This window comes from Alteromonas sp. BZK5 (assembly GCF_014349115.1).
Taxonomy (GTDB): Bacteria; Pseudomonadota; Gammaproteobacteria; order Enterobacterales; family Alteromonadaceae; genus Alteromonas; species Alteromonas macleodii.
Genome location: NZ_JACSOE010000014.1, coordinates 47702 through 71481, shown reverse-complemented (window position 1 = coordinate 71481; position 23780 = coordinate 47702). Strand labels below are relative to the sequence as shown.

The 23780-nt window shown below is 46.2% G+C and carries 21 protein-coding genes and 1 pseudogene; 16 read left to right on the top strand and 6 right to left on the bottom strand.

Going from position 1 to position 23780, the window contains the following annotated elements:
- The first annotated feature begins 86 nt into the window (after positions 1–86).
- Positions 87–1826, top strand: coding sequence for a gamma-glutamyltransferase (ggt, locus tag BIZ39_RS06245; RefSeq protein WP_187446607.1), 1740 nt, complete (start codon positions 87–89; stop codon positions 1824–1826).
- 108 nt (positions 1827–1934) lie between these two features.
- Here the strand turns inward: ggt and BIZ39_RS06240 are convergent, their stop codons facing one another.
- Positions 1935–2822 carry a LysR family transcriptional regulator gene (locus tag BIZ39_RS06240; protein WP_187446606.1) on the bottom strand — a complete coding sequence of 296 codons (888 nt, stop codon included), beginning with the start codon at positions 2820–2822 and terminating at the stop codon, positions 1935–1937.
- Positions 2823–2835: 13 nt separating this feature from the next.
- Entirely contained in the window at positions 2836–4551 is a 1716-nt protein-coding gene (locus tag BIZ39_RS06235; protein WP_187446605.1) for a Na+/H+ antiporter NhaC family protein, read from the bottom strand.
- A 259-nt stretch (positions 4552–4810) separates the two neighbouring features.
- Between BIZ39_RS06235 and BIZ39_RS06230 the strand changes: the two genes are divergently transcribed.
- The 6 genes from BIZ39_RS06230 to BIZ39_RS22195 all read left to right on the top strand — a co-directional run bounded on the left by BIZ39_RS06230 (position 4811) and on the right by BIZ39_RS22195 (position 10206).
- The gene (locus BIZ39_RS06230; RefSeq protein ID WP_187446604.1) at positions 4811–5932 is read left to right on the top strand and encodes a M14 family metallopeptidase; all 1122 of its coding nucleotides are present in this window, start codon (positions 4811–4813) and stop codon (positions 5930–5932) included.
- Positions 5929–7506, top strand: a complete 1578-nt coding sequence (locus tag BIZ39_RS06225) for an N-acyl-D-amino-acid deacylase family protein (protein ID WP_187446603.1) — start codon at positions 5929–5931, stop codon at positions 7504–7506. The genes BIZ39_RS06230 and BIZ39_RS06225 overlap by 4 nt, the downstream gene beginning before the upstream one ends.
- 321 nt (positions 7507–7827) lie before the next feature.
- The gene (locus BIZ39_RS06220) at positions 7828–7989 is read left to right on the top strand and encodes a hypothetical protein (RefSeq protein ID WP_187446602.1); all 162 of its coding nucleotides are present in this window, start codon (positions 7828–7830) and stop codon (positions 7987–7989) included.
- A gap of 120 nt (positions 7990–8109) precedes the next feature.
- The gene (locus BIZ39_RS06215) at positions 8110–9453 is read left to right on the top strand and encodes an aminotransferase (protein WP_187446601.1); all 1344 of its coding nucleotides are present in this window, start codon (positions 8110–8112) and stop codon (positions 9451–9453) included.
- 139 nt (positions 9454–9592) lie between these two features.
- Entirely contained in the window at positions 9593–10069 is a 477-nt protein-coding gene (locus BIZ39_RS22200) for an efflux RND transporter permease subunit (RefSeq protein WP_316248227.1), read from the top strand.
- An 8-nt stretch (positions 10070–10077) separates the two neighbouring features.
- On the top strand, positions 10078–10206 hold the full coding sequence (locus tag BIZ39_RS22195) for an efflux RND transporter permease subunit (protein ID WP_262385725.1): 129 nt from the start codon (positions 10078–10080) through the stop codon (positions 10204–10206).
- A 409-nt stretch (positions 10207–10615) separates the two neighbouring features.
- Here the strand turns inward: BIZ39_RS22195 and BIZ39_RS06205 are convergent, their stop codons facing one another.
- Together BIZ39_RS06205 and BIZ39_RS06200 are read right to left on the bottom strand one after the other, a co-directional pair.
- Complete coding sequence (locus BIZ39_RS06205; protein ID WP_187446600.1) at positions 10616–11596, bottom strand: IS5 family transposase; 981 nt, start codon at positions 11594–11596, stop codon at positions 10616–10618.
- A 22-nt stretch (positions 11597–11618) separates the two neighbouring features.
- Complete coding sequence (locus BIZ39_RS06200) at positions 11619–11822, bottom strand: hypothetical protein (RefSeq protein WP_187446611.1); 204 nt, start codon at positions 11820–11822, stop codon at positions 11619–11621.
- A gap of 80 nt (positions 11823–11902) precedes the next feature.
- Between BIZ39_RS06200 and BIZ39_RS06195 the strand changes: the two genes are divergently transcribed.
- Complete coding sequence (locus BIZ39_RS06195; RefSeq protein WP_014975326.1) at positions 11903–12211, top strand: hypothetical protein; 309 nt, start codon at positions 11903–11905, stop codon at positions 12209–12211.
- Between the two features lie 223 nt (positions 12212–12434).
- On the opposite strand, the gene BIZ39_RS06190 is transcribed toward BIZ39_RS06195, so the two are convergent.
- Positions 12435–13319 (bottom strand): ArgP/LysG family DNA-binding transcriptional regulator, encoded by an 885-nt coding sequence (locus BIZ39_RS06190; RefSeq protein ID WP_187446599.1) that lies wholly within the window; start codon positions 13317–13319, stop codon positions 12435–12437.
- A 177-nt stretch (positions 13320–13496) separates the two neighbouring features.
- Between BIZ39_RS06190 and BIZ39_RS06185 the strand changes: the two genes are divergently transcribed.
- Positions 13497–14099 (top strand): LysE/ArgO family amino acid transporter, encoded by a 603-nt coding sequence (locus BIZ39_RS06185; RefSeq protein ID WP_014975330.1) that lies wholly within the window; start codon positions 13497–13499, stop codon positions 14097–14099.
- Between the two features lie 115 nt (positions 14100–14214).
- Positions 14215–14532 (top strand): DMT family transporter, encoded by a 318-nt coding sequence (locus BIZ39_RS06180; protein ID WP_014947823.1) that lies wholly within the window; start codon positions 14215–14217, stop codon positions 14530–14532.
- A 31-nt stretch (positions 14533–14563) separates the two neighbouring features.
- On the opposite strand, the pseudogene BIZ39_RS06175 reads toward BIZ39_RS06180, so the two are convergent.
- Positions 14564–14788 (bottom strand): annotated as a pseudogene (locus BIZ39_RS06175) (DUF1499 domain-containing protein); the annotation flags it as partial.
- Positions 14789–14985: 197 nt separating this feature from the next.
- On the opposite strand from BIZ39_RS06175, the gene BIZ39_RS06170 reads away from it, so the two are divergent.
- The 6 genes from BIZ39_RS06170 to BIZ39_RS06145 all read left to right on the top strand — a co-directional run bounded on the left by BIZ39_RS06170 (position 14986) and on the right by BIZ39_RS06145 (position 23752).
- Complete coding sequence (locus BIZ39_RS06170) at positions 14986–15684, top strand: DNA-J related domain-containing protein (RefSeq protein WP_187446598.1); 699 nt, start codon at positions 14986–14988, stop codon at positions 15682–15684.
- A gap of 316 nt (positions 15685–16000) precedes the next feature.
- Complete coding sequence (locus BIZ39_RS06165) at positions 16001–17146, top strand: efflux RND transporter periplasmic adaptor subunit (protein ID WP_014947826.1); 1146 nt, start codon at positions 16001–16003, stop codon at positions 17144–17146.
- 21 nt (positions 17147–17167) lie between these two features.
- Positions 17168–20266, top strand: a complete 3099-nt coding sequence (locus BIZ39_RS06160) for an efflux RND transporter permease subunit (protein WP_014947827.1) — start codon at positions 17168–17170, stop codon at positions 20264–20266.
- Between the two features lie 56 nt (positions 20267–20322).
- Positions 20323–20820 (top strand): alpha/beta hydrolase, encoded by a 498-nt coding sequence (locus BIZ39_RS06155; RefSeq protein ID WP_014947828.1) that lies wholly within the window; start codon positions 20323–20325, stop codon positions 20818–20820.
- A 113-nt stretch (positions 20821–20933) separates the two neighbouring features.
- Positions 20934–22775 carry a bifunctional acetyl-CoA hydrolase/transferase family protein/GNAT family N-acetyltransferase gene (locus BIZ39_RS06150; protein WP_014947829.1) on the top strand — a complete coding sequence of 614 codons (1842 nt, stop codon included), beginning with the start codon at positions 20934–20936 and terminating at the stop codon, positions 22773–22775.
- Positions 22772–23752, top strand: a complete 981-nt coding sequence (locus BIZ39_RS06145) for a histone deacetylase family protein (protein WP_014947830.1) — start codon at positions 22772–22774, stop codon at positions 23750–23752. Before BIZ39_RS06150 ends, BIZ39_RS06145 begins: the two co-directional genes overlap by 4 nt.
- The last annotated feature ends 28 nt before the right edge of the window (positions 23753–23780 follow it).

Sequence of the window (23780 nt, the reverse complement as noted above, 5' to 3'; positions counted from 1 at the left end):
GGATAATCAGTCGTTACCCGCAATTTAGCGGGTAACAGCACTAAAAGCCTGATGTTAACCACATCGGCCTTTCATTGGGAGTGAATATGAAAGTTCTTTCGGCATTTCTGTCCATGTGTTTGTCATTGATGTTGCCAGTTGTAGCACAACCCGTTAAACATCCCTACCACTTGTCAAAATCCGGTATCGTGCGATATCAGGATGTTTTCTCCCCCGTGGTAGCGGAAAATGGCATGGTCTCGACTCAGAATACCCTGGCTACAGAAGTAGGAATAGACATTCTGATACAAGGCGGGAACGCTATTGATGCGGCCGTCGCAGTCGGGTTCACGCTTGCGGTGACACTGCCCAGAGCAGGTAATCTTGGTGGTGGCGGCTTTATGGTTTTCCATTCGAATCAAAAGCAGCAATCCTATGCTATCGACTACAGAGAAACTGCCCCTACTGGCGTTACAGCACAGCACTTTCTTACCGAAGCGGGCGAGAAAAACAGAAAATCGGCCACCTCCTGGCATGCTGCAGGTGTACCAGGCACGGTCGCCGGTATGCATGAGGTTTGGCGCAAGTTTGGCAGCGGCAAACTTAGTTGGCCAGCACTTTTACAACCAGCCATTGAGCTGGCTGAGCAAGGTTTTGTAGTCAACTATGATTTGGCTCAAATATTAGACTCAAAAAAAAGATGGCTAACTGAAAATGACAGCACACGGGCCTCATTCTACAAACCCGATGGGACAAGCTACCAGAGGGGCGATAAACTGATTCAGTCCGATTTAGCCTGGTCTCTAAAACAGATTTCCAAACACGGGCCCGATGCCTTTTATAAGGGTGAGATCGCAGAAAAAATCGTTGCGGATATGAAGAAAAACGGTGGGCACATTGACCACCAAGATTTGGCCAGTTATCAGGTAAAAATCAAGAAACCGCTGTCGAACGACTATCGCGGATATCAGGTGCTTGGCATGCCGCCTCCGAGTTCTGGCGGGGTTACTATTATGCAAATGCTTAACATTCTGGAGAATTATCCACTCGGCGAATGGGGTATCGGTAGTCAGTCATACCACGTGATGGCAGAAGCCATGAAGCTATCTTTTGCAGACCGCGGCACCTACATGGCAGATCCGGATTTTTATGCTGTTCCGGTTAAATGGCTAATTGATAAAAAAAGGGCAAATAAATTAGCGAACAAAATTAAGCTCAACGAATCGATTGATGCCTTAACACTTAAAGGCGATCGCTTAGGCGATGAAGGTCCTTCAACAACTCACTTTTCTATCGTGGACGGTGACGGAAACGCTGTGTCCAATACCTATACCCTGGGCTATTCCTTTGGCAACGGCAAAGTGGTTAAAGGCACTGGTTTTTTGCTTAACAATCAAATTCATACCTTCTCTGTTCGGGCCGGCATAAAAGGGGCGAAAGGCTTCATTGCCAGTAAAGCTAATAAGCTTGAAGCGGGAAAACGACCAGTCAGTTCACAGTCGCCTGTTATTGTATTGAAAGAGGGTAAACCTTTTATGGTTACGGGCAGCCCCGGCGGTAGCCGAATCATCAATGCTGTCGCGCAAATGATAGTTAATTCTATTGATCATGGCATGAATGTCACTGAGGCGACCAATCAACGGCGTATTCATCATCAGTGGATACCAGACGTGTTAGAGGTCGAGCCCGGCTTTAATAGAGATACCATTGAACTGCTGAAGCAAAAGGGGCAAAACGTCAAAGAAACCTACACCATGGGCAGTACTCAGTCGATTATGGTAAAAGATGGCTTCATGTTCGGCGCTTCAGACCCAAGACGACCCAATGCTCTCACTGATGGATTTTAAAAAAAAAGCGGTTAATGTTTGTTCAGTTTTAGCGCAAGCAGAAAGCAAGCTAAGACTACGATACAAAGCTGTTATCGGTGCTTCTTACTGCCGTATCACCATTGCTTTTTAAAAGTCAGAAGCAATGGTGTCTTTCAAATACGGAATAAACTCTTCGGCGACCTTGGGTATACCTTTGTTTGCCAAATGCAATAAACAGATGTCGAAAGTCAGTTTGGGTTCAAATGAAGCGATGGCAACATCCCCGCACAGGTTGCTTTCCGCTGTATGTCTGTCAACAACACAAAACCCTATGCCTTTTGCAACCATTCTCGCGGCGATGAAATAGGTTTGTACTTTTACCTCTGAAGAAAATCGCACACCTTCTTTCATCATTCTGGTCCACAACATATCCGCCAGTGGACCACTGTCAGCGATATCAATGAGTTCTTTGTCCTCCAGATCAGACATCTGCAACGATGTCTTGGCTTTATCAAACCAGTGTTTGTTATACATGAAGACCAGTTCAGAATCGGCGCATTTGTTGGACTCTACACCAGGCATTTCCTTGGGCGAGTACAACATGGCAAAGTCACATTTGTGTTCAATTAATGATTGCATCACCTCGTCGTTGTGCATCGTTTTCACTTCAAAGCTGACGTTGGGATAATCCCGATGAAAATCGGCAATCGCCTCAGGGACAGCTTCAAAACCCAAAGCAGGTGTTACTCCCATTCTGATGGTACCTTTGCTAGAGCGTTTTATATTGCGAGCGGTGTTATTTATGGAGCGGATCTGCTGGTAAATTTTATCGACTTCGTGAAACAGCATTTCCGCTTCACGGGTAGGGATGAGCCGGCCTTTAACACGATCAAAGAGCTGAAACCCCAGTTGCATTTCCGCATGCGATAAAACTTTACTCACCGAAGGCTGCGAGACACGAAGCAGTTCTGCAGCATTGGTGATAGTGCCAGTGGTGTAAATTGCGTGAAAAATTTCAATATGTCGAAGTCGCATGGTCGATTTACCCTTAAGTGAATAACACCGCACAAAATGTCCACAATAAACCGGCGATAGCTGCAGCAAAGGAAGCAGGCACTATTTGCGATTTAACGTGATCCATAAGGTCACAGCCTGTGGTCATGGAACTGAGTATAGTCGTGTCAGAAATGGGTGAACACTGGTCGCCGTATACGCTACCGTTCAATACGGTGGCGAAACAAATCATCATGAATATCTCTGGATTGTCCATGCCAGAATTAACGGCAATACCCCAGCTTAATGGCATCGCTAACGGAAACGCAATGGCATAAGTTCCCCAACTTGTGCCTGTTGAAAAGGCGATGAGCATTGTCATGAGTTGCAGTGTGATGGGTAACAACCAAAACGGCATGGTTTCGCCAATTTGTGACACTAAATACAGGCCTGCGCCAATTTCTTTGCTGATAGCACCAACAATGACGGCGAGCAGCAAAATAACGGACGCGTATACAACGCTTTTTAGACCACTGCCAAATCCATCCATAACGTCAATCAGCGACATGCCTTTTGCCAGCGAGATGAAAAAGGCCAGCAAGAGAGCCACGCCAAACGCCCAGTTCACGTTTGGGCTGCCTAAAAAAACAAATGTCAAAACCGCGCAGGAAATCAGAGAGACAAGGGGGATCAGAAACTCTAAGTAGTGAGGTTTGTAATGGCTCGGCACTTCAGGGTGTTGCAGCTCTTTGGCTGTTAGTGGTGTCGCATCGGGGCCATCTAACTGGCCTGTTCGATCTGCTCTTGCTTTGGCTGCACGAATACGCGCACCGGCAAAGATAGTGATATTCAGACTCAAAAGCAACGTGCCGATAACTGCGAAAATACCATAAAAACTAAAGGGGATACTGGAAAAGAAAAAGCTGATTCTGTCTGCTTCGGTGGCGAGGAAGGACACGCCCGGAACAAAAATAAGCGCTTGAATGTATGCCGGCCAGGCGTTAAAAGCGAGTACCGAAGAAATCGGTGAGGCCGTTGAATCGACAATGTAACTCATTTCTTCATGGCTTACTTTGGCTTTATCCGCTAATGGCCTGACCGTAGTACCTACCAAAACTGTACTCATGGTTCCCCCCTGGAAAAACAGCACACCTAGCATCCAGGAAATGCATTTTGCCGAGCGCGGGCCGGTAACGAATTTTTCCGTCATAAACTCTGCAAAGGCGTGAGCCGCCCCCGTTTTAGACCAGATCCCCAATAATCCGCCAAGCAGCCAAAGGTAGAGCAAAAGTAATGAGGCAGCACCTTCGGTAGACAAGTTTGGGATCAATACTTTGTCAGTGAGGTCGTAATTACCAAGCATAATGGCGCCCGAGACAATCCCGGCAAATAGAGCGGTCAGAGGCTCTCTTGTTAACAAACAAAGTGCTACCGTGACAAAAGCGGGCAGCAGCGACCACAGACCAAAATGAAAAGCTGGTTTGAGGAGTTTAACCTGTCCGTCTTGGTCGACCCATTGCTGACCCAATTCGGGCGGCTGGCCATTACTTAAATTAGCTTGGTTTAAAGGTGAAGATGCATAGGGCACTATCTGCTCAATAGTGAGCTCCTGGCCTTTGAACATGTAGGACAGTCGGCCCTGTTCATTGTCGTACAGGTCATAAACGTAGGATTGTTCAACCCAGACTTTTTGCACCTTGCTGTTGATAAATTGCGCCGCGATTAGCGCCAGCAAGAAGATAGCAAATGCGAGTTTCCCCGAGTTTTGCATTGCTGTGGTTCCCCTATTATTGGTGTTATCAGAACAAACTAGCAGCTTATGAAAGTCGTGTATTTTAACTATATTGTAAAAGACTATAGCCTGAGGTTATGAGTTGTAAACAATCCGGTAATGGATTGTTGCAATTTATATTGCCAAGGTAAGGGTCTGATAAAAGAATTACAGGAGTAGGCAAAGTTTGTTTTGTTACCGAAGCCCACTAAAAAAATACATAAAACACACCTGCACAATAGTGCTAGCGGCGATAGCGTTGGCGCCTGCTGCAGCTTATCCCTGTGAGTTTGACCAGGTCACTTTTGACAATGACTTTGCCGGTGCCAGCTCTGATAAAATGATTGAGTCTTGCCAGAGCAACTCACAGAATAAAATTGAAATCGTTTTAAAACCCGAAAACACACCTATAAATAACAGCCCCTGGTATGCGTTTAAACTTTCCAGTGAGGAGAAAAAGCAGGTTGAAGTCGCGATTAGGGTCATCGACGGCGACAACCGTTATCCCCCCAAGCTGAGTAAAGACGGGCAGCACTGGGAAGGTGTTGAGTATGTAAAAGATAAAGAAAAGCTGGTCTTTACGGTCGCTCTCTCCAAACAACCCATTTTTATTGCAGCACAAGAAATCATCACGAACCAGGACTATAATGAGTGGGTTAACCGGCTTGCCGAGAGTTCTAACACTACGCAAAGTGTCATTGGTGAGTCTGTTCAAGGCCGGCCCATAAATGCACTGGAAGTAAGAGGCAATCGGCAGGCAAACGAGTGGTTAGTAATACTAGGTAGGCAACACCCGCCCGAAATTACTGGCGCGCTGGCGTTATTTCCTTTTACTGAGAATCTTTTGTCAGATAGCTCTGTCGCGAAATCGTTTCGGAACAGGTTTAACATTCTCATCGTGCCTAATTTAAATCCCGATGGCGTGCAGATGGGGCATTGGCGTCATAACGTTAACGGCGTCGACCTTAACCGCGACTGGAAAAAATTTGCGCAGCCCGAGGTACGGGCGGTGCATGAACACATTAATAAGTTGGTCCAGGCCGGTGGCAAAATGGCCATGGCAGTGGACTTTCACTCTACCCGCAGAGACATTTTTTATACTATGCCCAACGACTTCGGTATGGAGCAAAGATACCTGGTTAACAATTGGCTGAAGGCAGTTGATAAACAATACAAAAACTTCAGCGTGATTCAAAAGCCAGGAAATAATCCTGGCCTGGGCGTTTTTAAGCAGTATTTCGCCGACCACTATAAGGTTCACGCCATTACTTATGAAATGGGCGATAACACTGACAGAGCGTTTATTAACGACTTTGCTATTGATGCGGCTAATCAGTTAATGAAGACCATGATGATGGATAATCAGGAGTTGCAGCCATGAATAAAGTTGTCCTATTACTCCCTTTAATCTTTGCATCAACACTTGGCATTCAGGGTTGTAGCTCGAAAACAGCGTCCATCCTTAAAGCCGACACGCTGATTCAGAACGGCAAGGTATATCTGGGTGATTCGAGTGGTGAAAAAAACGTCGATGTGGCAATTTGCGGCGAACTTATCTGCGGTGTGTTTGAAGCCGGCCAACAGCAGATATCGGCGAAGACCATCATTGACGCCAGTGGCCAAATTGTTAGCCCAGGGTTTATTGATCCCCACACACATAGCATGGACGAGCTGTTAAGTAATGATAAAAACCATAATTTAAATTATATAACTCAAGGCGTAACTACGGTTGTTAGCGGCAATGATGGGGGCGGCGATTATCAGATTGCTAAGCTGGCACAGCAACTGGAAGATAATGGAATTGGTACCAACGTTGCGCTTTTGGTTGGTCACAATCGGGTGAGAGCCGCGGTGATGGGAACGGAAAACCGCACCGCCAGCGATGCAGAAATAAAACAAATGCAGACGTTGGTTGATAATGCGATGAAAGAAGGCGCACTTGGCTTGTCTACAGGGCTTTATTATGTGCCCGGCAGCTACGCCTCTACTGAAGAGGTTGTCGCTTTAGCGGAAACAGCCGCTAAATACCAGGGTATTTATGACACCCATCTAAGAGACGAGGCCACGTTTAATATTGGTTTTATAGCCGCATTGGAAGAGGCGATTCATATTACAGGCGAGGCTGGTATACACCTCCACCTTGCCCATATTAAAGCCCTTGGCGTTGATGCCTGGGGCCTGAGTGAGGCCGCGATTAATATCATCGAATCCGCGCAGGAGGCCGGGGCCAGTATCAGTGCCGATCAATACCCCTGGTTAGCATCGGGCACAAAATTACATAACGCTATTATGCCAAAATGGGTCATGGCCGATTCGAAACAGGCCTTCTATGACAGACTAAATAATCCGGAGCTGAAGATAAAGTTGGTAGCGGAAATTTCGGAGAATATCCGCCGTAGAGGCGGTCCAGAGGCATTATTAGTCACCGCGTTTGACGATACTAATCTGGTTGGTAAAACCTTAAAACAGTTGTCTCAGGAACTGGGTTTGCCCCCCGCAGAAGCGGCGATGAATCTCGTTCAGAGGGGCCCAATACGAGTGGCGTCCTTCAACATGTCTGAGTCAGATTTAGCCAATTTTATGAAGAAAAGCTGGGTGGTCACTTCCTCTGACGGCACCAATGGTCATCCAAGGAAATATGCCAGCTTTCCCAAAAAGTTTGAAACGTATGTCAAAGACAAAAAGTATTTGAGCATTGACGAGTTTATTACCCGTAGCTCAGGTCAAACGGCCAACGTTTTAGGCATTGAGCAGCGAGGTTTTATCAGGCAAGGGTACGCAGCTGATATCATAATCTGGGATGAGAATGCGTATCAGGCCAATGCTGATTTCTCTAACTGGAATCTTCTGTCCACAGGTCTTAGCGAGGTTTGGGTGAATGGGCAGCGGGTCATAGAAAATGGACAGTACAACGAAGAGTTAGCAGGCAAGTTTGTCGCCAAAGAAGTCGAATAAAAGTGACCATTTAACTGCATAGGGGCGAAGGAGCCAGTGAGTGCTTTCGCCCCTTTTTTCATTTATAAAAGCCCGAATACCTTTCACTCAAACGGTCAAAAAGGAGACGTTAACCTTTCGCTATATGGTACCTAATAAAGGGAATTACTCTAAATTTCTGAAATGTTCCATAGTTAAAACATGGGAGGGCTATACATCAAACACCAGCTCTTTCTGGGAAGATGCGATTAAGTCTATCATCACTCAGCGAGTCCTGAAGGACTATAGACCTGTTCGCCCCTTCTCTGGTGATCGTACACTACTAACACTGAGGATAAGAGCATGATTACGTCAGATTCAAACACTGAACAAAAAAAACAAACCAGACAAAACCAGCAACAGGAAGAAGCGTTACACCGCAAAAAAAACGACAATGCTAATGCCTCTGAATGGAATGAAGATAGTTATGAAGATAATGCGTGTTTTGTATTGGGTTACAATTAACAACTAGTACGTAACTATTTGGTACTGGTTTAATCTCAGTTAATATATTGACTACCTGAATTATTTATACACCACAATAACGCGATACAACAACCAACAGAGAGCACATAGAAAGCGATAATGAGCCAAATTATTTACCCGACAACTAATCTGTATGCGACAGAAACATTGACTATTGAACGTGGCGAAGGCGCATACGTTTTTGATAATCAGGGCAACAAGTACATTGAAGGGTTGGCGGGCCTGTGGTGTACATCCTTGGGATACAACAATAAAGAGTTGATAGAAACTGCCACAGAGCAGATGAGCCGTTTATCGTATTCTCACATGTTTGGTGGAAAAACACACCAGGTCGGCATGGACCTGTCAGAAAAATTGGCGCAAATGGTGCCGATGGATGACGCGAAGGTGTTTTTCGGTAACTCTGGCAGTGATGCCAACGACACGCACATTAAAATGCTGCGTTATTACTTTAATGCCATTGGTAAGCCTGGGAAATACAAAGTTATCGCCAGAGAGCGTTCGTATCATGGTGTCACTGTCGCGTCCGCGTCACTCACTGGACTGCCACCAAACCACACGCATTTTGGGTTACCGTTTGAATCATTAGGTGTGTTGCGGACTGATGCGCCTCATTACTATCGAAATGCTTTTCCTAACGAGTCTGAGGCGGAGTTTGTAGATCGTATCGTCAACAATTTAGAGCGCCTCATAGTGTCTGAAGGGCCAGAGACCATCGCTGCTTTTATCGCTGAGCCGATTACAGGTGCAAGCGGTGTTATTGTTCCACCGGCAGGTTATTACCAGAAGGTTCAAGCGGTACTTAACAAATACGATATATTGTTTTGGGCTGATGAAGTGATCACAGCCTTTGGGCGCACTGGTAGTGACTTCGGCTGCAATACCATGGGAATTAAAAAACCCGATATGATGACTTTGGCGAAGCAGCTTTCTTCTGCATACATGCCAATCAGTGCCTCGGTTATTAAAGGTGAAATGTTCGAGGCCATTAAGCAGCAAAGCCGAGATGTTGGTGTCTTTGGCCATGGGTATACCTATAGTGGTCATCCTGTTGCTTGTGCCGTCGCCCTGAAGACGCTTGAGATTTACCTAAGAGATGGTGTGTTTGAGCATGCTGAAAAAACAGGTAACTACATGCAATCCAAACTGAAAGTGTTTGAACAGCATCCACTGGTTGGTGAGGTTAGAGGAAAGGGGATGATTGCCGCCATCGAGCTGGTGGCGAACAAAAAAACCGGGGAGCCTTTCAAGGGCGGTGCGGTGGGTAGTTATGCTATGCAGGTCTGTCAGAACAACGGCTTGATTTGCCGTACGGTGGCGGGATCCTCTCTGGCATTGTGTCCGCCTTTGATTGTGACTGAAGCGCAAATCGACGAAATTGTTGAAAAAATGCGCGTGTCACTTGATCAAACGTTAGCGTATGTATCACCCTCCAGGCGCTAAAGATACAGCCCGCCGACACTGTTCATGCTAGATTGGGTTCTTACTCAAACTGGATGTTGACAGGATTTAAGCGCGAGCATTAGGGGGGCCGATATAAACGATTAACCAGACATTAAGGGCGGCTTTAGGTGGCGCGTATGTGAATGATTTCATCGAAAACGGGCGCATCAAACGTGTTTACGTGCAGGCCGAAGACAAATACCGCATGCTGCCGGAAGATATCAACGACTGGTATGTACGCAACGAACAGGGCGGCATGGTTCAGCTTAAGGAAATTGCTTCCGGTGAGTGGACGTACGGTCCGCCCAAGCTTACCCGTTTTAACGGTAGCTCTTCCCGTGAAATTCAGAGCTCGACCACGCCAGGGATAAGTTCAGGAGAAGCGCTGCAGGAAGTGGAAAGTATTGCATATTCACTGCCTGACGGTATCGATATCGCCTGGACGGGGTTGTCGTACGAAGAAAAGCAAAATGGCAATCAAACCCTGCTGCTTTACAGCATTACCATTATTGCTGTGTTTATGATCCTGGCGGCATTATATGAAAGCTGGGCGATCCCGCTGGCAATCATGCTTACGGTGCCATTCTTATTGTGGAGTTTGCCCAGCATAACGTAAATTAGGGCATGGAACCTTTTGATGCGGCACTGACTGCGGCGAAACAACGTTTACGTCCCATTCTGATGACCTCACTGACCTTCATTCTGGGTGTTGGTATGACTCCCTTTGTCAACCCTGAACGAGCGCTTCCCTGACACTCTTTCAGCCCATAATTAGCTTTGTTTCTCGCTCATAATAAATTGAGCTAACGCATCGGAAGAGGCAGTAATGTCGTCGGTTATTATGCTGGTATTCGTGGATTATTCATTAATTATAATGAACAGCGCTTACCTTACTCACTCCGCCGTGGTCACCTTCTCATCAGTCTATGCTCGTGGATCAATAACCGTTAAGTTATTGCCATCATAACACCCTCGTAGGTTGTGCCACATTCCGCGGCCTGATCCGAATGCGTTAGGGAAACTGCGAATAAGTCCTGCAATTTAGTTCTTGAACCAGCCTTTGCATTCGCCGTCTAATTTTTGGACGCTAAATTTTCAATTTCGGCCAATATACTGCCGTTTTAGGCCTGATTTCGGCCTTATTCCGGGTTATTCCCGGATTTCAGACAGATCTTGGCTGTCGCCTTAACATCTGGTCTACTTTAAACAGGTTCGACAAGGTGAATAACATGGCTAACTGTGAGTCATTTTTCATCAGTCCTTTATAGCGTGCTTTGATAAAGCCAAACTGACATTTGATGATCCGAAACGGATGCTCCACTTTTGCCCTGATGCTGGCTTTTAAGTATTCGATGTTAATGGCCGTTTTGTTTTTGCGAGGATGCTTTTTCAGTGACCGGACTTTTCCGGGGCGTTCAGCAATCAGCCATTCCACATTCGTATCTTTTAACTCTTCCCGCTTCTCTGCGCCCTGATAACCGGCATCGCCGGAAGCGAATTCTTCTTCGCCATGCAACAGGTTTTTCAACTGGTTCAGGTCATGCTCGTTTGCGGCGGTGCTCACCAGCGTATGGGTCAGGCCACTCTTGGCATCCACACCAATATGGGCTTTCATACCAAAGTGCCATTCATTGCCTTTCTTGGTCTGATGCATCTCCGGGTCACGCTCATTCTTTTTATTTTTAGTAGAACTTGGCGCTTCAATAATCGTGGCATCCACCAGTGTACCCTGCGTCATCATCACACCGCTGTCCGTCAGCCATTGGTTAACCGTTTTGAATAATTTGCGAGTCAGCTTGTGTTTTTCCAGCAAGTGCCGGAAGTTCATAATGGTGGTACGGTCTGGAATGGCTTTATCCAGCGACAGTTGCGCAAACTGGCGCATCGAAGCAATTTCATATAACGCATCTTTCATCGCTTCATCACCAAGGTTATACCATTGCTGCATACAATGAATGCGAAACACGGTCTCAAGCGCGTACGGACGTCTGCCATTGCCTGCTTTAGGATAAAAGGGGTCAATCACTTCCAGCAGTTGAGTCCACGGCAGCAGGTTATCCATTCTGGATAAGAATAGCTCTTTACGGGTCTGGCGGCGCTTGCTGGAAAACTCACTATCGGCAAAAGTTAACTGTTGGCTCACAGGCGGTAATGGCTGTGATTTACTATGCAGCTATGATCTCATATCGGGGACTTATTCGCATCTTCCCTAGTGTAAATGCGTTTCCCCAATTTTTTGTGTAAGTGGTACCTACCAATGCAGATAAACGATGGGGTGACGTTTCCCAATGATGAGCATTTCCTTTTGCAACAACAACGGGAGCAAGTACCAAGGCAGCAACCAAGCCTAACGCTATTTGAACTCGCATAGTTAACCTTACATCTACCCATAGCATCAAAATCTCGCTAAGGTGTCTGAATACAAGCCACCGAAGGAAAGAATAAGATAATGATTGATGAGAAACAGAAGGTACGTTTTTTAGATGCTTGTACCGAACAGCTTATCGCGCTTTATACAGCCAGCAAAAACGGTAAAAAAGTCGATGCTGAGAAATATCGGGTACAAGGGTTTATGCACGCTGGCGAGCTTCTAGGGATAATTACCAATGAACAGGGCAAGGCGCTGATTGCCGACTTACATGTACAGGTTTTTGGTGAAACTATTGATGAGCGAGCGACAAGAAAACGTAAACTTAATGCGCTAAAAGAATCTGATCCCGATGCATATATTGAGATTCCTGCCATAGAAAGACGTTAATTGGAACTAATCGTTAGCTCAGAAGCGATGTATACATTGCTGTTATTTCTGTTACGGCAAGCGTAGGCACATACATCACAAATGCACGCTGCAAAGATCTCACCACTCTGTTAAATAAAACAGATAAACTGATGTACAGCGTTAAGGAGAAGCATAAAACGGCTCAATTTGCGTCTTCTTAATTAACCTTCCAGCAACGTATCACACACGCAGTATATTAGGGTCATTTAAGCTGCGCTTTCGCTATATTCTTTACGGCTTTGGTCAAGTCGGCAAGCGCTGCCGATTCAAGGGTTGTCCAATGCCAAAATAACGGTACACCAAGCTCTTTTTGAGGAAATAACGGTACGAGATCGCCTTCGTTAACCTCTTGTTCAACTTGAAGCGTAGGTAGCAAAGCCCACACCACGCCATCGAGCGCCATTTTGACAAAGCCATGGGACGATGGATACCAATGACAAGTTGTAAAAGAGGGGGCTATGTTCAAACATTCTCGTTGATAATCAGTCAGCAAAGTCACATCGTATTCGTCGTACAGCAAGCCCGGTGTACTCATCACGCTCTGGGGTGATATTTCTTTATGCAGGTATCGCTCAATGAAGCGAGGCGATGCATAAAGTTGATAGCGCATAGTTCCCAGTCTTATAGATTGCCCACCGGTAACGGGTGTACCTGTTTGGCTAATGCAAGCCATTACACGGCCTTGCTGTAATATGTCTCGGGTTTGAGTTTGATCCGCATTAACAATATGAATCGGGTTGGCACGCTTATCACTAAACGCGGCCATTACTTGCGAGAACCAGGTAGCCAGCACATCGTTATTCACGGCAACGCTTATAGGTGCAGCCGACGCTTCTAATCCACTTTGTATATTCAGCGCTTCTTCTAATACGCTTACTTTTTGAATATGAGCCAGCAGCTCTTTTCCTAGTGGCGTAGCGCGAAGTGGCTTGGTGCGAACCATCACTGGGCCGCCCACATTCTGCTCTAGCCGTTTTATTTTTTGCGATACCGCCGATTGGGTGAGATTTAGGGCCTGTGCACCTTTTTCAAATCCGCCGTAGCGTAACACTTCATGAAAGCATCGAAGCGCGTCGTAATCCAACATTAGTGGCTACCTGTGAAAAGAAGGTTATAAGTATTAATTTGACTTATTCAAAACAAATATCATTAATTTAATTTAGTCTTTCAAGGTGTATAAAATCAAGCCAATTATTCAGCATGTAACCTTAAACCGCGTTACAGCTATGGCGTTTGAACTTATTTACACTAAGAGGCATTTATCATGTTGGCGGCAGCAACGAGTGGTTTCGTGATGGGCGGTACCCTAATTATTGCAGTAGGCGCACAAAACAGTTTTTTGATTGAGCAATCGATGAAGCGACAGTGGACAACCTTATTTGTCCTGCTGTTTATCCTAAGCGATGCTATCTCAATAAGCTTAGGTGCGATGGGCTTTGGCTTGCTGTTGCAGGAATACCCAATGCTGGTGTCTATCACCAAATGGGCTGGTGTTGCGTTCTTATTGTGGATTGCTTTTAACAAAATAAAATCATCTTTGGCCAACGACGCGCTTGTTTTAGAAATGGCGAAAAAGCAACTGTCGTTCAAAAAAGCACTGCTCATAGCCTTGGCAGTAACTTGGTTAAATCCCCACTTTTATTTAGACACTTTATTATTGATGGGAAACTTAGCTAGTCAGTGGCAAGAAAATAAATGGTGGTTTGTGGGGGGAGCTATTGGTGCATCTGTAGTTTGGTTCGTAGGTTTGAGTACCTTAACCGCACGTTTTGCGCACCATATGCAGCGCCCTAATTTCTGGCGTTGGTTTAACCGTCTTAATGCTGCGGTATTAGGTATGGTAAGTATTCAGTTGGCGAGTTTGTAAGGCAAAAGCGCTAAATAGCAAAATATTACGACGCGTCGAGTACGCTTTATGATTTAAGACGGTACGCTACGCATCTGTGATAGTTGACGATGAGCGCGAAGAGAGGGATAGACTGGTGAGCTGGATTTATTTGATTGTGGCGGGCCTTCTGGAAATTGGTTGGCCTGTTGGGCTAAAAATGTCACAAGAGGCGGAAACCCGCGTAATGGGTATTTTACTTGCGGTTGGGTTTATGGCTGCCAGTGGTTTTTGTTTATGGATGGCGCAAAAACAAATTCCAATTGGAACGGCGTACGCTGTGTGGACAGGAATAGGCGCCGCGGGAACATTTTTAGTGGGTGTTATGTTTTATGGCGACCCCTCGTCATTGGCACGATATTTCGGCGTAGCACTTATTGTTGCAGGAGTCGTTGTCTTAAAGTTGGCCCACTAAAGTTAGGTCCAATTACAAAAAAGCCCGTTAGCTTAGTGACTTCACCGCCTTCATAAGCGATGGAGTTAGGCGCACCTTCGCATAGCGGTGTAATTGCAACGAATTCCGGCGGATTAGTGACATCGGTAGTAATGTTATGGATTGGAGGAACTGCGCTGGCTTTGCTCATCATGCTCACCGGCATACTGATAAAGGGGGCCGGGTAGAACAACATAAGAAACCCGACAATGCTGGTGAGGGCAATGAGTGCTTTCAAGTGGGCTCCAAAGTTATTATTTTATTTTTACTAAGCTACTTTAACCGTGAACGTTGCGTTTTGGATTACTTCCTAGCAATAAAGTCGGTACTAGGCCAATATTTAACATGTTTGTACACTAGGGCCTGCTGGTCTTTAACGTACATCAATGACCAGCGAGCCCTGGATGAACCCTATTTAAAGCAAGGTAATTGGTTTTGCAAAATCAGCCTGATGCCAGCGAAGTTTACGTGCTTCAAGCCGAACTACTTGTTGATACGTTATCGACACAAAAGCCGCTTTTTCAACGTGGTGTAAGCGAGTATGAGCTCATTGAAATTCTGAAAAAAGCGCCATATCAATTTTTTGATGACGCTTCGTTACGAGAGCCTTTAATGCTCTTTAAAACCCATTTCATTGTGTTTCACGCCCTTTATCAACTTAAACGTCGTTGGATAGAGCAGGGCGAAGGCGTGCTAGACATTCATACTCTTAATATTAAGCTAAACCAAGAAAGTGCCCACAGCGACAAAAATAGTACCCACGGCGACAATTATAAAGATAAAGAAAGTCAGGATAAGGTTGGAGCAATAACCGAAGCTGATGCCTTAGCTGAATACTACTTGGACTGGGGCAATTTTGAGAAGGCCGACAGAAAAAGTGTAGATGCACTGCTCAATGCGTTTTGGCATCGCATGGCCTCAGGAAACGCGCACACCTTTGAGCAGGAAGATATTGCCGATGCCCACGCGCTTCTGGGCCTGCCCCAAGATGAACATGTTTCTTTGTCGGTACTAAAACGAGTATATAAAAAAGCCCTGCAGTTGGTTCACCCTGATAAGGGAGGAATGCAACAGGAAGCCCAAGACGTCATTCACGCCTACCAGTTATTGCTGGGTTATTATTCGTTAAAATAGAACGTTAAGTGCGCTTTGATTTCGCTTTATTCGTATAACGTATACACGCTCAGGTATTTGACCGACAACTTCAGTAATTTCAACTTCATTGACTTTTATTATCATCTATAAATGCGCACAATATGACCTATAAGAGCGTAGATCCGTATCAATGATCGCTTAACTATGCCACTTCAAAACCAATTATCGCAGTTTCAGGCTTTGAAATGCGCTAGATAATTCGGTGCACCGGAAGCAATAAGCTTTAATTTTAATATTGGATATGCAGAGCAAAGGCCGTGTTCTGTACAAAAAGTTATTGGGAAATAGAAAATTTATGAGTCGCATTTTTTATGTTACTGCAGCATTAATAACCCTTGTCGGCGTTATTGGGTGTTCGAATGAAGGCGAGCAAGCACAGCAAGGTGCTCAGCAAGGTATGCCTGCACCCTCAGTATCGGTAGTTACACTGAAACAAGAACCTGTAGTACATGAAATGGTGTTACCGGGCCGAGTAAGCCCGTCTCGTCAATCTCAGGTGCGTCCTCAGGTAGATGGTGTTATTACGGAGCGCTTGTTTGAAGAAGGCGCACATGTAGAAAAAGGACAGCAGCTTTATCAAATTGACGAAGCCCGTTATCTAGCACAGTTAAATAGCGCAAAAGCCGATTTGAAAAGTGTTCAAGCGAACCTTAAAACGTTGGAAGCAAAGGCGCGACGCTATGACGACCTTGTTGCGCAAAACGCGGTAAGCAAACAAGAATATGACGACGTAATTGCTCAGAAAGATCAAGCGCAAGCGGCAATCAGCGTAGCTGAGGCTGCTGTTGACGTAGCGAAGGTTAACATGGGTTACACCAAAGTGTACGCCCCAATCAGCGGGCGTATTAGCCGCTCTTTTGTTACTGAAGGTACCCTTGTTACTACGAACCAATCTCAGCAACTTGCAACCATTACACAGCTTGACCCAGTTTTCATTGATATGCAGGAGTCAGGTGCGTCAATTATTACGCTTCGTCAGTCAATGAGAAACCAAGGTTCGATGGATGTTGAATTAACGGTAGATGAAGTAACAGGCAAGCGTTACGACCAAACAGGCAGCGTTAAATTTTCTGAGGTAACGGTTGATGAGACCACTGGGTCGGTAACACTTCGTGCTGAAATGCCAAATCCAGATGGTGTATTGCTGCCTGGCTTGTTTGTGAAAGGCCACGTCATTACTGGACGCGAAAATGCGCTGCTTGTTCCTCAACGCGCAACGACACGCCAACCAGACGGTTCGCTTTCAGTTTATGTTGTTAACCAAAACAACGAAGTTGAAGGCCGTACTTTGGAAATAGGCAAAATCTATCGAGACCAATATGTTGCCCTAAGCGGTGTGAGCGAAGGCGAAAAGGTAATTGTAACTGGATATCAGAAGGTGAAGCCTGGCGCGAAAGTTAATCCGTCAGAGTGGCAACCATCATCACGTGGCTCACGATAGCAAACAAGGGATTTAAGTAATATGGCTCGTTTCTTTATAGACAGGCCCGTGTTTGCATGGGTGCTGGCAATTATCACAATGATGGCGGGTGTGTTGGCAATTACCTCACTCCCCATTGAACAATATCCCAAGGTGGCACCGCCCTCGGTGACTATCTCAGCAACGTATCCTGGAGCATCTGCAGAAACCGTAGAGAATTCGGTTACTCAGGTAATAGAACAAAGCCTGACGGGAATTGATAACCTACGTTATTTCTCGGCAAGCAGTTCGAACAGCAGCATGTCTATTACGCTCACTTTTGAGCCTGGTGCTGACCCTGATATTGCGCAAGTACAAACTCAGAATAAGGTGCAGGGTGCACTGCCACTGTTGCCTACTCAAGTACAGCAACAAGGGGTAACCGTAACTAAAGCAAATAGCGCATTTGCATTGGCAGTTGGCTTCTATTCTGAAGACGACTCAATGACGCAATATGACCTGAGCGACCTGTTAGTTTCTCAATTTCGCGACCCGATTTCCCGTGTTAATGGAGTGGGAAATGTACGGGTATTCGGTGCGCAGCGCTCAATGCGTATATGGTTAGATCCAGATAAACTGTACAGCTACAATCTTACACCTACTGACGTTCAAGGCGCCGTTCAGGTACAAAATACAGATGTGTCTGCTGGTCAATTAGGTGGCATGCCTGCAATAGAAAATCAGCAAATTAACGCGACTATTCAAGCGCAAAGTCGCCTTCAAACCGTTGAAGATTTCGAAAACATCGTACTTCGCGTAAATACCGATGGTTCTCAGGTTCGCGTGCGTGACGTTGCGCGTGTTGAACTGGGTGCACAAAGCTACGACGTTATTGTTCGATACGATCGCAAGCCTGCATCAGGTATGGCGATAAGCCTTGCCTCTGGCGCAAACGCACTAGATACCATTAAGGCAGTAAAAGCCCGAGTTGAAGAACTGCGCTCGAATTTGCCAGATACAGTTAAAGTGGTTTACCCGGTTGATAGTTCTCCTTTTATCGAGCTTTCTATCGAGTCGGTAGTTCATACGCTTATTGAAGCGGTAGTACTGGTATTCTTGGTGATGCTACTGTTCCTTCAAAACTGGCGTGCAACGTTAATCCCTACCATTGCGGTGCCAGTGGTATTGCTCGGCACCTTTGCTGTGCTACTGGCATTTGGCTTTAGTATTAACGTGCTAACCATGTTCGCTATGGTACTTGCTATCGGCCTGCTCGTAGATGATGCCATCGTGGTGGTGGAAAACGTTGAACGTATTATGGAAGAGGAAGGTCTCTCACCTGCCGAAGCCACTAAAAAGTCGATGACTCAAATCACAGGTGCACTTGTTGGTATTGCGGCCGTGCTTTCAACGGTATTTATCCCAATGGCGTTCTTCAGCGGCTCAGCAGGCGCTATTTATCGTCAGTTCTCGGTTACTATCGTGTCAGCTATGGCATTTTCGGTATTGGTCGCTATCGTCCTTTCACCGTCTTTGTGCGCCACGTTATTGAAAAAGCATCCGGAAAACCATGACAAGAACAAAGGCTTCTTTGGCTGGTTTAACCGCACGTTTAACAAAGGCCGCGATCGCTATCAAAAGACAACAACTCACATGGCGCAACGCTTTAAGCGCTATTTCGTTGTTTATGGTTTGCTTGTAGGTGGTATGGCATTTATTTTCAGCCAGCTTCCTGGCGCGTTTCTTCCAGATGAAGACCAAGGGCGTATGATGGTGTTGGTAAGCACACCGCCTGGTGCAACAGCTGGCCGTACGCTCGAGTCTATCAAGCAAGTGGAAGACTATATTCTTGAACAAGAACAAGACGCGGTTAACGGCATGTTCGCGGTTGTGGGCTTTAGCTTTGCGGGTCAGGCGCAAAACGCGGGTATGGCTTTCTTAAACTTCAACGACTGGAGCGTAAGAGACGAAAATAATTCTGCGTTTGCAGTGATGAACCGAGCTTTTGGCGCGTTTAGCCAAATTCAAGATGCCTCAGCCTTTCCTATAGTGCCTCCGCCTATCATGGAACTAGGTAATGCAACGGGCTTTGATATGCAGCTTGTCGACCGTGGTGGAAATGGTCACGAAGCGCTGATGAATGCGCGTAATCAGCTGTTGGGCATGGCAGCGCAGAATCCAAAGCTGGCTGGCGTTCGCCCCAATGGTTTAAGTGACGTACCTCAATTTAAAATCAATATTGATAGCGAGAAAGCGTCGGCACTTGGATTGAATTTAAGTGAGATCAATAACGCGCTTCAAATAGCGTGGGGGTCCAGCTACGTAAATGACTTCATTGATAAAGGTCGAATTAAGCGTGTTTACATGCAGGCAGATTTGCCTCATCGCATGACCCCTGAAGACTTGGATAAGTGGTTTGTTCGCAACAGCGACGGCGAGATGGTGGCGTTTAACACGTTCTCGACCACTGAATGGGTTTATGGCTCACCTAAGTTAGAGCGTTTTAACGGCGTGTCGTCTGTCAATATTCAAGGTAGTGCTGCTGAAGGTATCTCTTCGGGTGAAGCAATGGCTGAAATGCAGAAATTGGTTGAGCAGTTACCGCCAGGCTTCGCAATCGAATGGTCAGGCCTATCTTATGAAGAGCAGGAAGCAGGCTCGCAAGCGCCTATGCTTTACGCACTATCAATCTTGATTGTTTTCTTGTGCTTAGCGGCCCTGTACGAAAGCTGGTCTGTACCATTCGCCGTTATGTTAGTGGTGCCTTTGGGTATTCTTGGCTCGGTAACCGCTGCGTTTATTTTCAACTTGCCGAACGACGTGTACCTGCAAGTAGCGTTTTTGACTACCGTAGGTTTGGCGGCGAAAAACGCTATTCTTATTGTCGAATTTGCAAAAGAGCAGTACGAAAACGGCGAAGATTTAATGACTGCGGTTTCAAATGCAGCCTCTCAGCGTTTCCGCCCAATTCTAATGACGTCAATGGCGTTTATTTTGGGAGTAACGCCGTTAGCACTAGCTAGCGGAGCAGGCGCAGCCAGCCAAAATGCAATAGGTATTGCGGTTATGGGTGGTATGTTCGCCGCTACCTTCTTGGCGATTTTCTTCGTGCCCATGTTCTATGTGCTGGTAGAAAAACTCTTTCACAGGGAAGACAAGTAACAAGCAAGTGCGCTAGAGTGGGAAAAACTTTTCATTTTTGAATAGGGATATCGGTAATGACCACCGTTGTTTTTTCTCACGGCAAAGAAAGCGGTCCATGGGGCAGTAAAATAACAACGCTTTCAAATGTAGCGAGCGATATGGGTTTTGGCGTAGAGAGTATTGATTATCAAGATCTCGACTGCCCGGAAGCTCGCCTAGCGCGACTTAAAGAGTTTATTGCTGAAAAGTGCAATGATGTTGTTCTGGTTGGCTCAAGCATGGGCGGCTATGTATCACTTGCCGCAGCAAGCCAAATCTCGGCACGAGGCGTATTCCTTATGGCTCCTGCACTGTATTTGCCAAACTACGAAATTCAACGGTTCCCCTACGACGGCTACGTGAGCCTAGTGCACGGCTGGAATGACGATATCGTGCCTATCGAAAATAGCTTAAAGTACGCGCGCCATCAAAAAGCTCAGCTCTTGTTACTTAATGACGGCCATCGCCTAGCGAATAGCAAATCTGTTATTTCTCCGTTTTTCAGAAATTGGTTGGAAAAATTTCGATACTAATGATGAATCGGTAAGCCTACGACCAATCGCTTATAGTTCACGCTTAAGCAAATGCGGGAAAGCGCCTGTTTTTATGGCATGATGAGTTATTGCTTAAAACAGGGCAGATGGAAATGACATTTAGTTTACCTCAAGCGCCACAATGGTCGTCGCTGATAAAGTCTGGTTGCCGTGTCTTTGTTGGCGGAAATGCCTCGGTGCCGCATGCACTAGTGCAGCATCTCATTGACAACAGCGAAGGGTTTAGCGACATCGAGCTGGTTCATATGCTGGCTTTAGGCGACACCCGATGGGTGAAAGAAGAGTATAAAAACCTCTTTAAAGCGAATACATTCTTCATTGGTGGCGAAGCCATGCGTAAGGCGGTCGATGAGGGCCGCGCTGACTATACCCCCGTTTTCCTGTCTGAAATATCAAGCTTATTTAGCGACGGTACGCTAGCACTGGATGCTGCGCTGGTTAACGTAAGCCCACCCGATGAATTCGGTTATTGCTCACTAGGTCCTGCTGTGGATATTGCTATGTCGGCAATTAGACAAAGCAAAAAGGTCATTGCTCAAATTAATCCTCAGGTGCCAAGAACCGCCGGGCACTCTTATATTCATATCAGCGAAATAACGGCCTGCATTGAAGCCGAAGAGCCGCTTGTGGAAGTAACGCCGCCGCCTATCGATTCGGTGGCAGAGCGAATTGGTCAGTATGTTTCAATGCTGGTGGATGATGGTGCAACGCTGCAATTTGGTATTGGGAAAATACCGAGTGCCACCCTTAAATATCTGTGTAACCATAAAGACCTAGGCATTCACAGCGAAATGCTCACCGACAGTATTATTGAACTGTTGGAGTCGGGCGCTATCACCAACAAGAAGAAGACTTTCCACCCCGGTAAAATTGTTACTAGCTTTGCTATTGGTACTCGCCAGCTTTACGATTTAATCGACAGCAACCCTCACATCGAGTTTTATCCAAGTAGCTACGTAAACAAACCCACCAATATTGCCAAGAACGATAATATGGTTGCCATTAATAGTGCGCTTGAAGTGGATTTAACCGGTCAGGTGGTGGCCGATTCATTGGGCTACGACTTTTACAGTGGCATAGGCGGGCAAGTTGATTTCGTAACGGGCGCGTCTATCAGCAAAGGTGGGAAAGCGATTATAGCGCTGCCTTCTACTGCCAAGAATGAAACCATTTCCCGTATCACACCCCGTATAAGTGAGGGGGCGGGTGTTGTTACTTCGCGGGGGAATGTTCAGTACGTGGTGACTGAATACGGCATAGCATCGCTTAAAGGCAAAAGCATTCGAGAGCGTGCATTGGAACTTATTCGTGTAGCACACCCCAAATTCCGTGCAGCGCTCTTAGAAGAAGTAAGACAGCATTATTGGGTGCCTCATTATCAGGAAAAGTACCCAACCGATATTCCTGAGCTGGGTGCTATTCAGCTTAAAAAACTGAATATTCAGGGGGAAACCTATTACATGCGCCCGCTGAACCCCGCCGATGAAAGGCGTTTGCAGGAATTCTTTTACTCCCATACGAAAGAAACACTAAGGCTGCGTTACAACTACGACCCGAAGCAAATGTCGCGCGAAAAGTCGTGTAATTTAGTGTCGGTGGATCAAAGCTCAGATGCTGCGTTATGTATTGTAAGGCAAGAAGGCTCCCGTATTACCATTCACGCAGTAGGGCGTTTTTACTTCAATCCAAATGACAATACCTGTGAAGCAGCGTTTGTTACCCGTGAAACCCAGCAAGGGAAGGGGATGGCAAGCAGGCTGCTAAACGAATTGATCAACGTTGCGAAAAAACGAGGCATTGCAAAGATGATGGCCTACGTGCGTGGCGACAACAGCCCGATGATTGCCATTTTCGAGCAAGCGCAATTTAAACGGAAGTTCACTGGCGACCCCAGTGACATAGAGTTAGTACTAGATGTGGCATCACTCGCATGACAATTAAAATTTTTCGCGGCAAACACGGCACTAAACACGACTTAGGGAAAGATCATCCCGAGTCACCGGATCGCCTGTTCGCCATAGACGACCAATTACTGTCTTCTGGACTCGATATGGTGTGTGAGCACGCTGATGCTACGCCTATTGCTGAAGCTTATCTTAAGCTAGCCCACGACCCTTACTATGTGAAAAGTGTGTTTGAGCATGCGGCTCAGTCCATATTTAGCGACCACGAAAAAACGCTCTATTCCGAACGCAAGGATAACGTGGCATGGTTAGACGAAGATACCGGCTTGATGCGACACAGCTTAAATGCAGCACTTGAGTCGGCTGGTGCGGGATGTAACGCGGTGGATTGGGTTATGGAAGGTAGTGACAGGCAGGCGTTCTGCGCGACAAGGCCGCCAGGTCACCACGCTACATACGACAGCGCCATGGGCTTCTGTATTTTTAATAACATTGTTATAGCTGCGCGCTATGCCCTTCAAAACTATGAACTAAAGCGCGTTGCCATAATCGATTTTGATGTTCACCACGGAAACGGTACCGAGCAAATTGTTGCTGGCGATCAACGCATCATGCTTTGCAGCAGTTTCCAGCATCCTTTTTATCCACACAGTGGTTCACCGGTGTCGGCAAGTAATATTCTTTCTGTGCCGCTAGAAGCAGGCTCTACAGGTGAAGTATTTAGAGAAAAAGTGCAGCACTGGTTTAACGCATTGCGCAACTTTCAACCTGAGCTGATTTTTATCTCAGCGGGTTTTGACGCCCACGCAGAAGATCCTATGGCGCATTTGCGACTGGTGGAAGACGATTATTTCTGGATAAGCCAACAACTTCGCGCAGTGGCTGACGAGTGTTGTCATGGTCGCATAGTCAGCATGTTAGAAGGCGGCTACGATTTAAGTGCATTAGGCCGCAGTGTGGTGTCGCACCTTAAAGGAATGAGCCGCCCTATTGAAGAAACTCAATAGGGTCTCATAGCAAGTGAATTATCGTGTT

Excerpts from the sequence above, each read along its gene's own strand:
- ggt (WP_187446607.1), top strand. The coding sequence starts at position 87 with ATGAAAGTTCTTTCGGCATTTCTGTCCATGTGTTTGTCATTGATGTTG.
- BIZ39_RS06240 (WP_187446606.1), bottom strand. The coding sequence starts at position 2,822 with ATGCGACTTCGACATATTGAAATTTTTCACGCAATTTACACCACTGGC.
- BIZ39_RS06235 (WP_187446605.1), bottom strand. The coding sequence starts at position 4,551 with ATGCAAAACTCGGGGAAACTCGCATTTGCTATCTTCTTGCTGGCGCTA.
- BIZ39_RS06225 (WP_187446603.1), top strand. The coding sequence starts at position 5,929 with ATGAATAAAGTTGTCCTATTACTCCCTTTAATCTTTGCATCAACACTT.
- BIZ39_RS06220 (WP_187446602.1), top strand. The coding sequence starts at position 7,828 with ATGATTACGTCAGATTCAAACACTGAACAAAAAAAACAAACCAGACAA.
- BIZ39_RS06215 (WP_187446601.1), top strand. The coding sequence starts at position 8,110 with ATGAGCCAAATTATTTACCCGACAACTAATCTGTATGCGACAGAAACA.
- BIZ39_RS22195 (WP_262385725.1), top strand. The coding sequence starts at position 10,078 with ATGGAACCTTTTGATGCGGCACTGACTGCGGCGAAACAACGTTTACGT.
- BIZ39_RS06200 (WP_187446611.1), bottom strand. The coding sequence starts at position 11,822 with ATGCGAGTTCAAATAGCGTTAGGCTTGGTTGCTGCCTTGGTACTTGCT.
- BIZ39_RS06195 (WP_014975326.1), top strand. The coding sequence starts at position 11,903 with ATGATTGATGAGAAACAGAAGGTACGTTTTTTAGATGCTTGTACCGAA.
- BIZ39_RS06190 (WP_187446599.1), bottom strand. The coding sequence starts at position 13,319 with ATGTTGGATTACGACGCGCTTCGATGCTTTCATGAAGTGTTACGCTAC.
- BIZ39_RS06185 (WP_014975330.1), top strand. The coding sequence starts at position 13,497 with ATGTTGGCGGCAGCAACGAGTGGTTTCGTGATGGGCGGTACCCTAATT.
- BIZ39_RS06165 (WP_014947826.1), top strand. The coding sequence starts at position 16,001 with ATGAGTCGCATTTTTTATGTTACTGCAGCATTAATAACCCTTGTCGGC.
- BIZ39_RS06160 (WP_014947827.1), top strand. The coding sequence starts at position 17,168 with ATGGCTCGTTTCTTTATAGACAGGCCCGTGTTTGCATGGGTGCTGGCA.
- BIZ39_RS06155 (WP_014947828.1), top strand. The coding sequence starts at position 20,323 with ATGACCACCGTTGTTTTTTCTCACGGCAAAGAAAGCGGTCCATGGGGC.
- BIZ39_RS06150 (WP_014947829.1), top strand. The coding sequence starts at position 20,934 with ATGACATTTAGTTTACCTCAAGCGCCACAATGGTCGTCGCTGATAAAG.
- BIZ39_RS06145 (WP_014947830.1), top strand. The coding sequence starts at position 22,772 with ATGACAATTAAAATTTTTCGCGGCAAACACGGCACTAAACACGACTTA.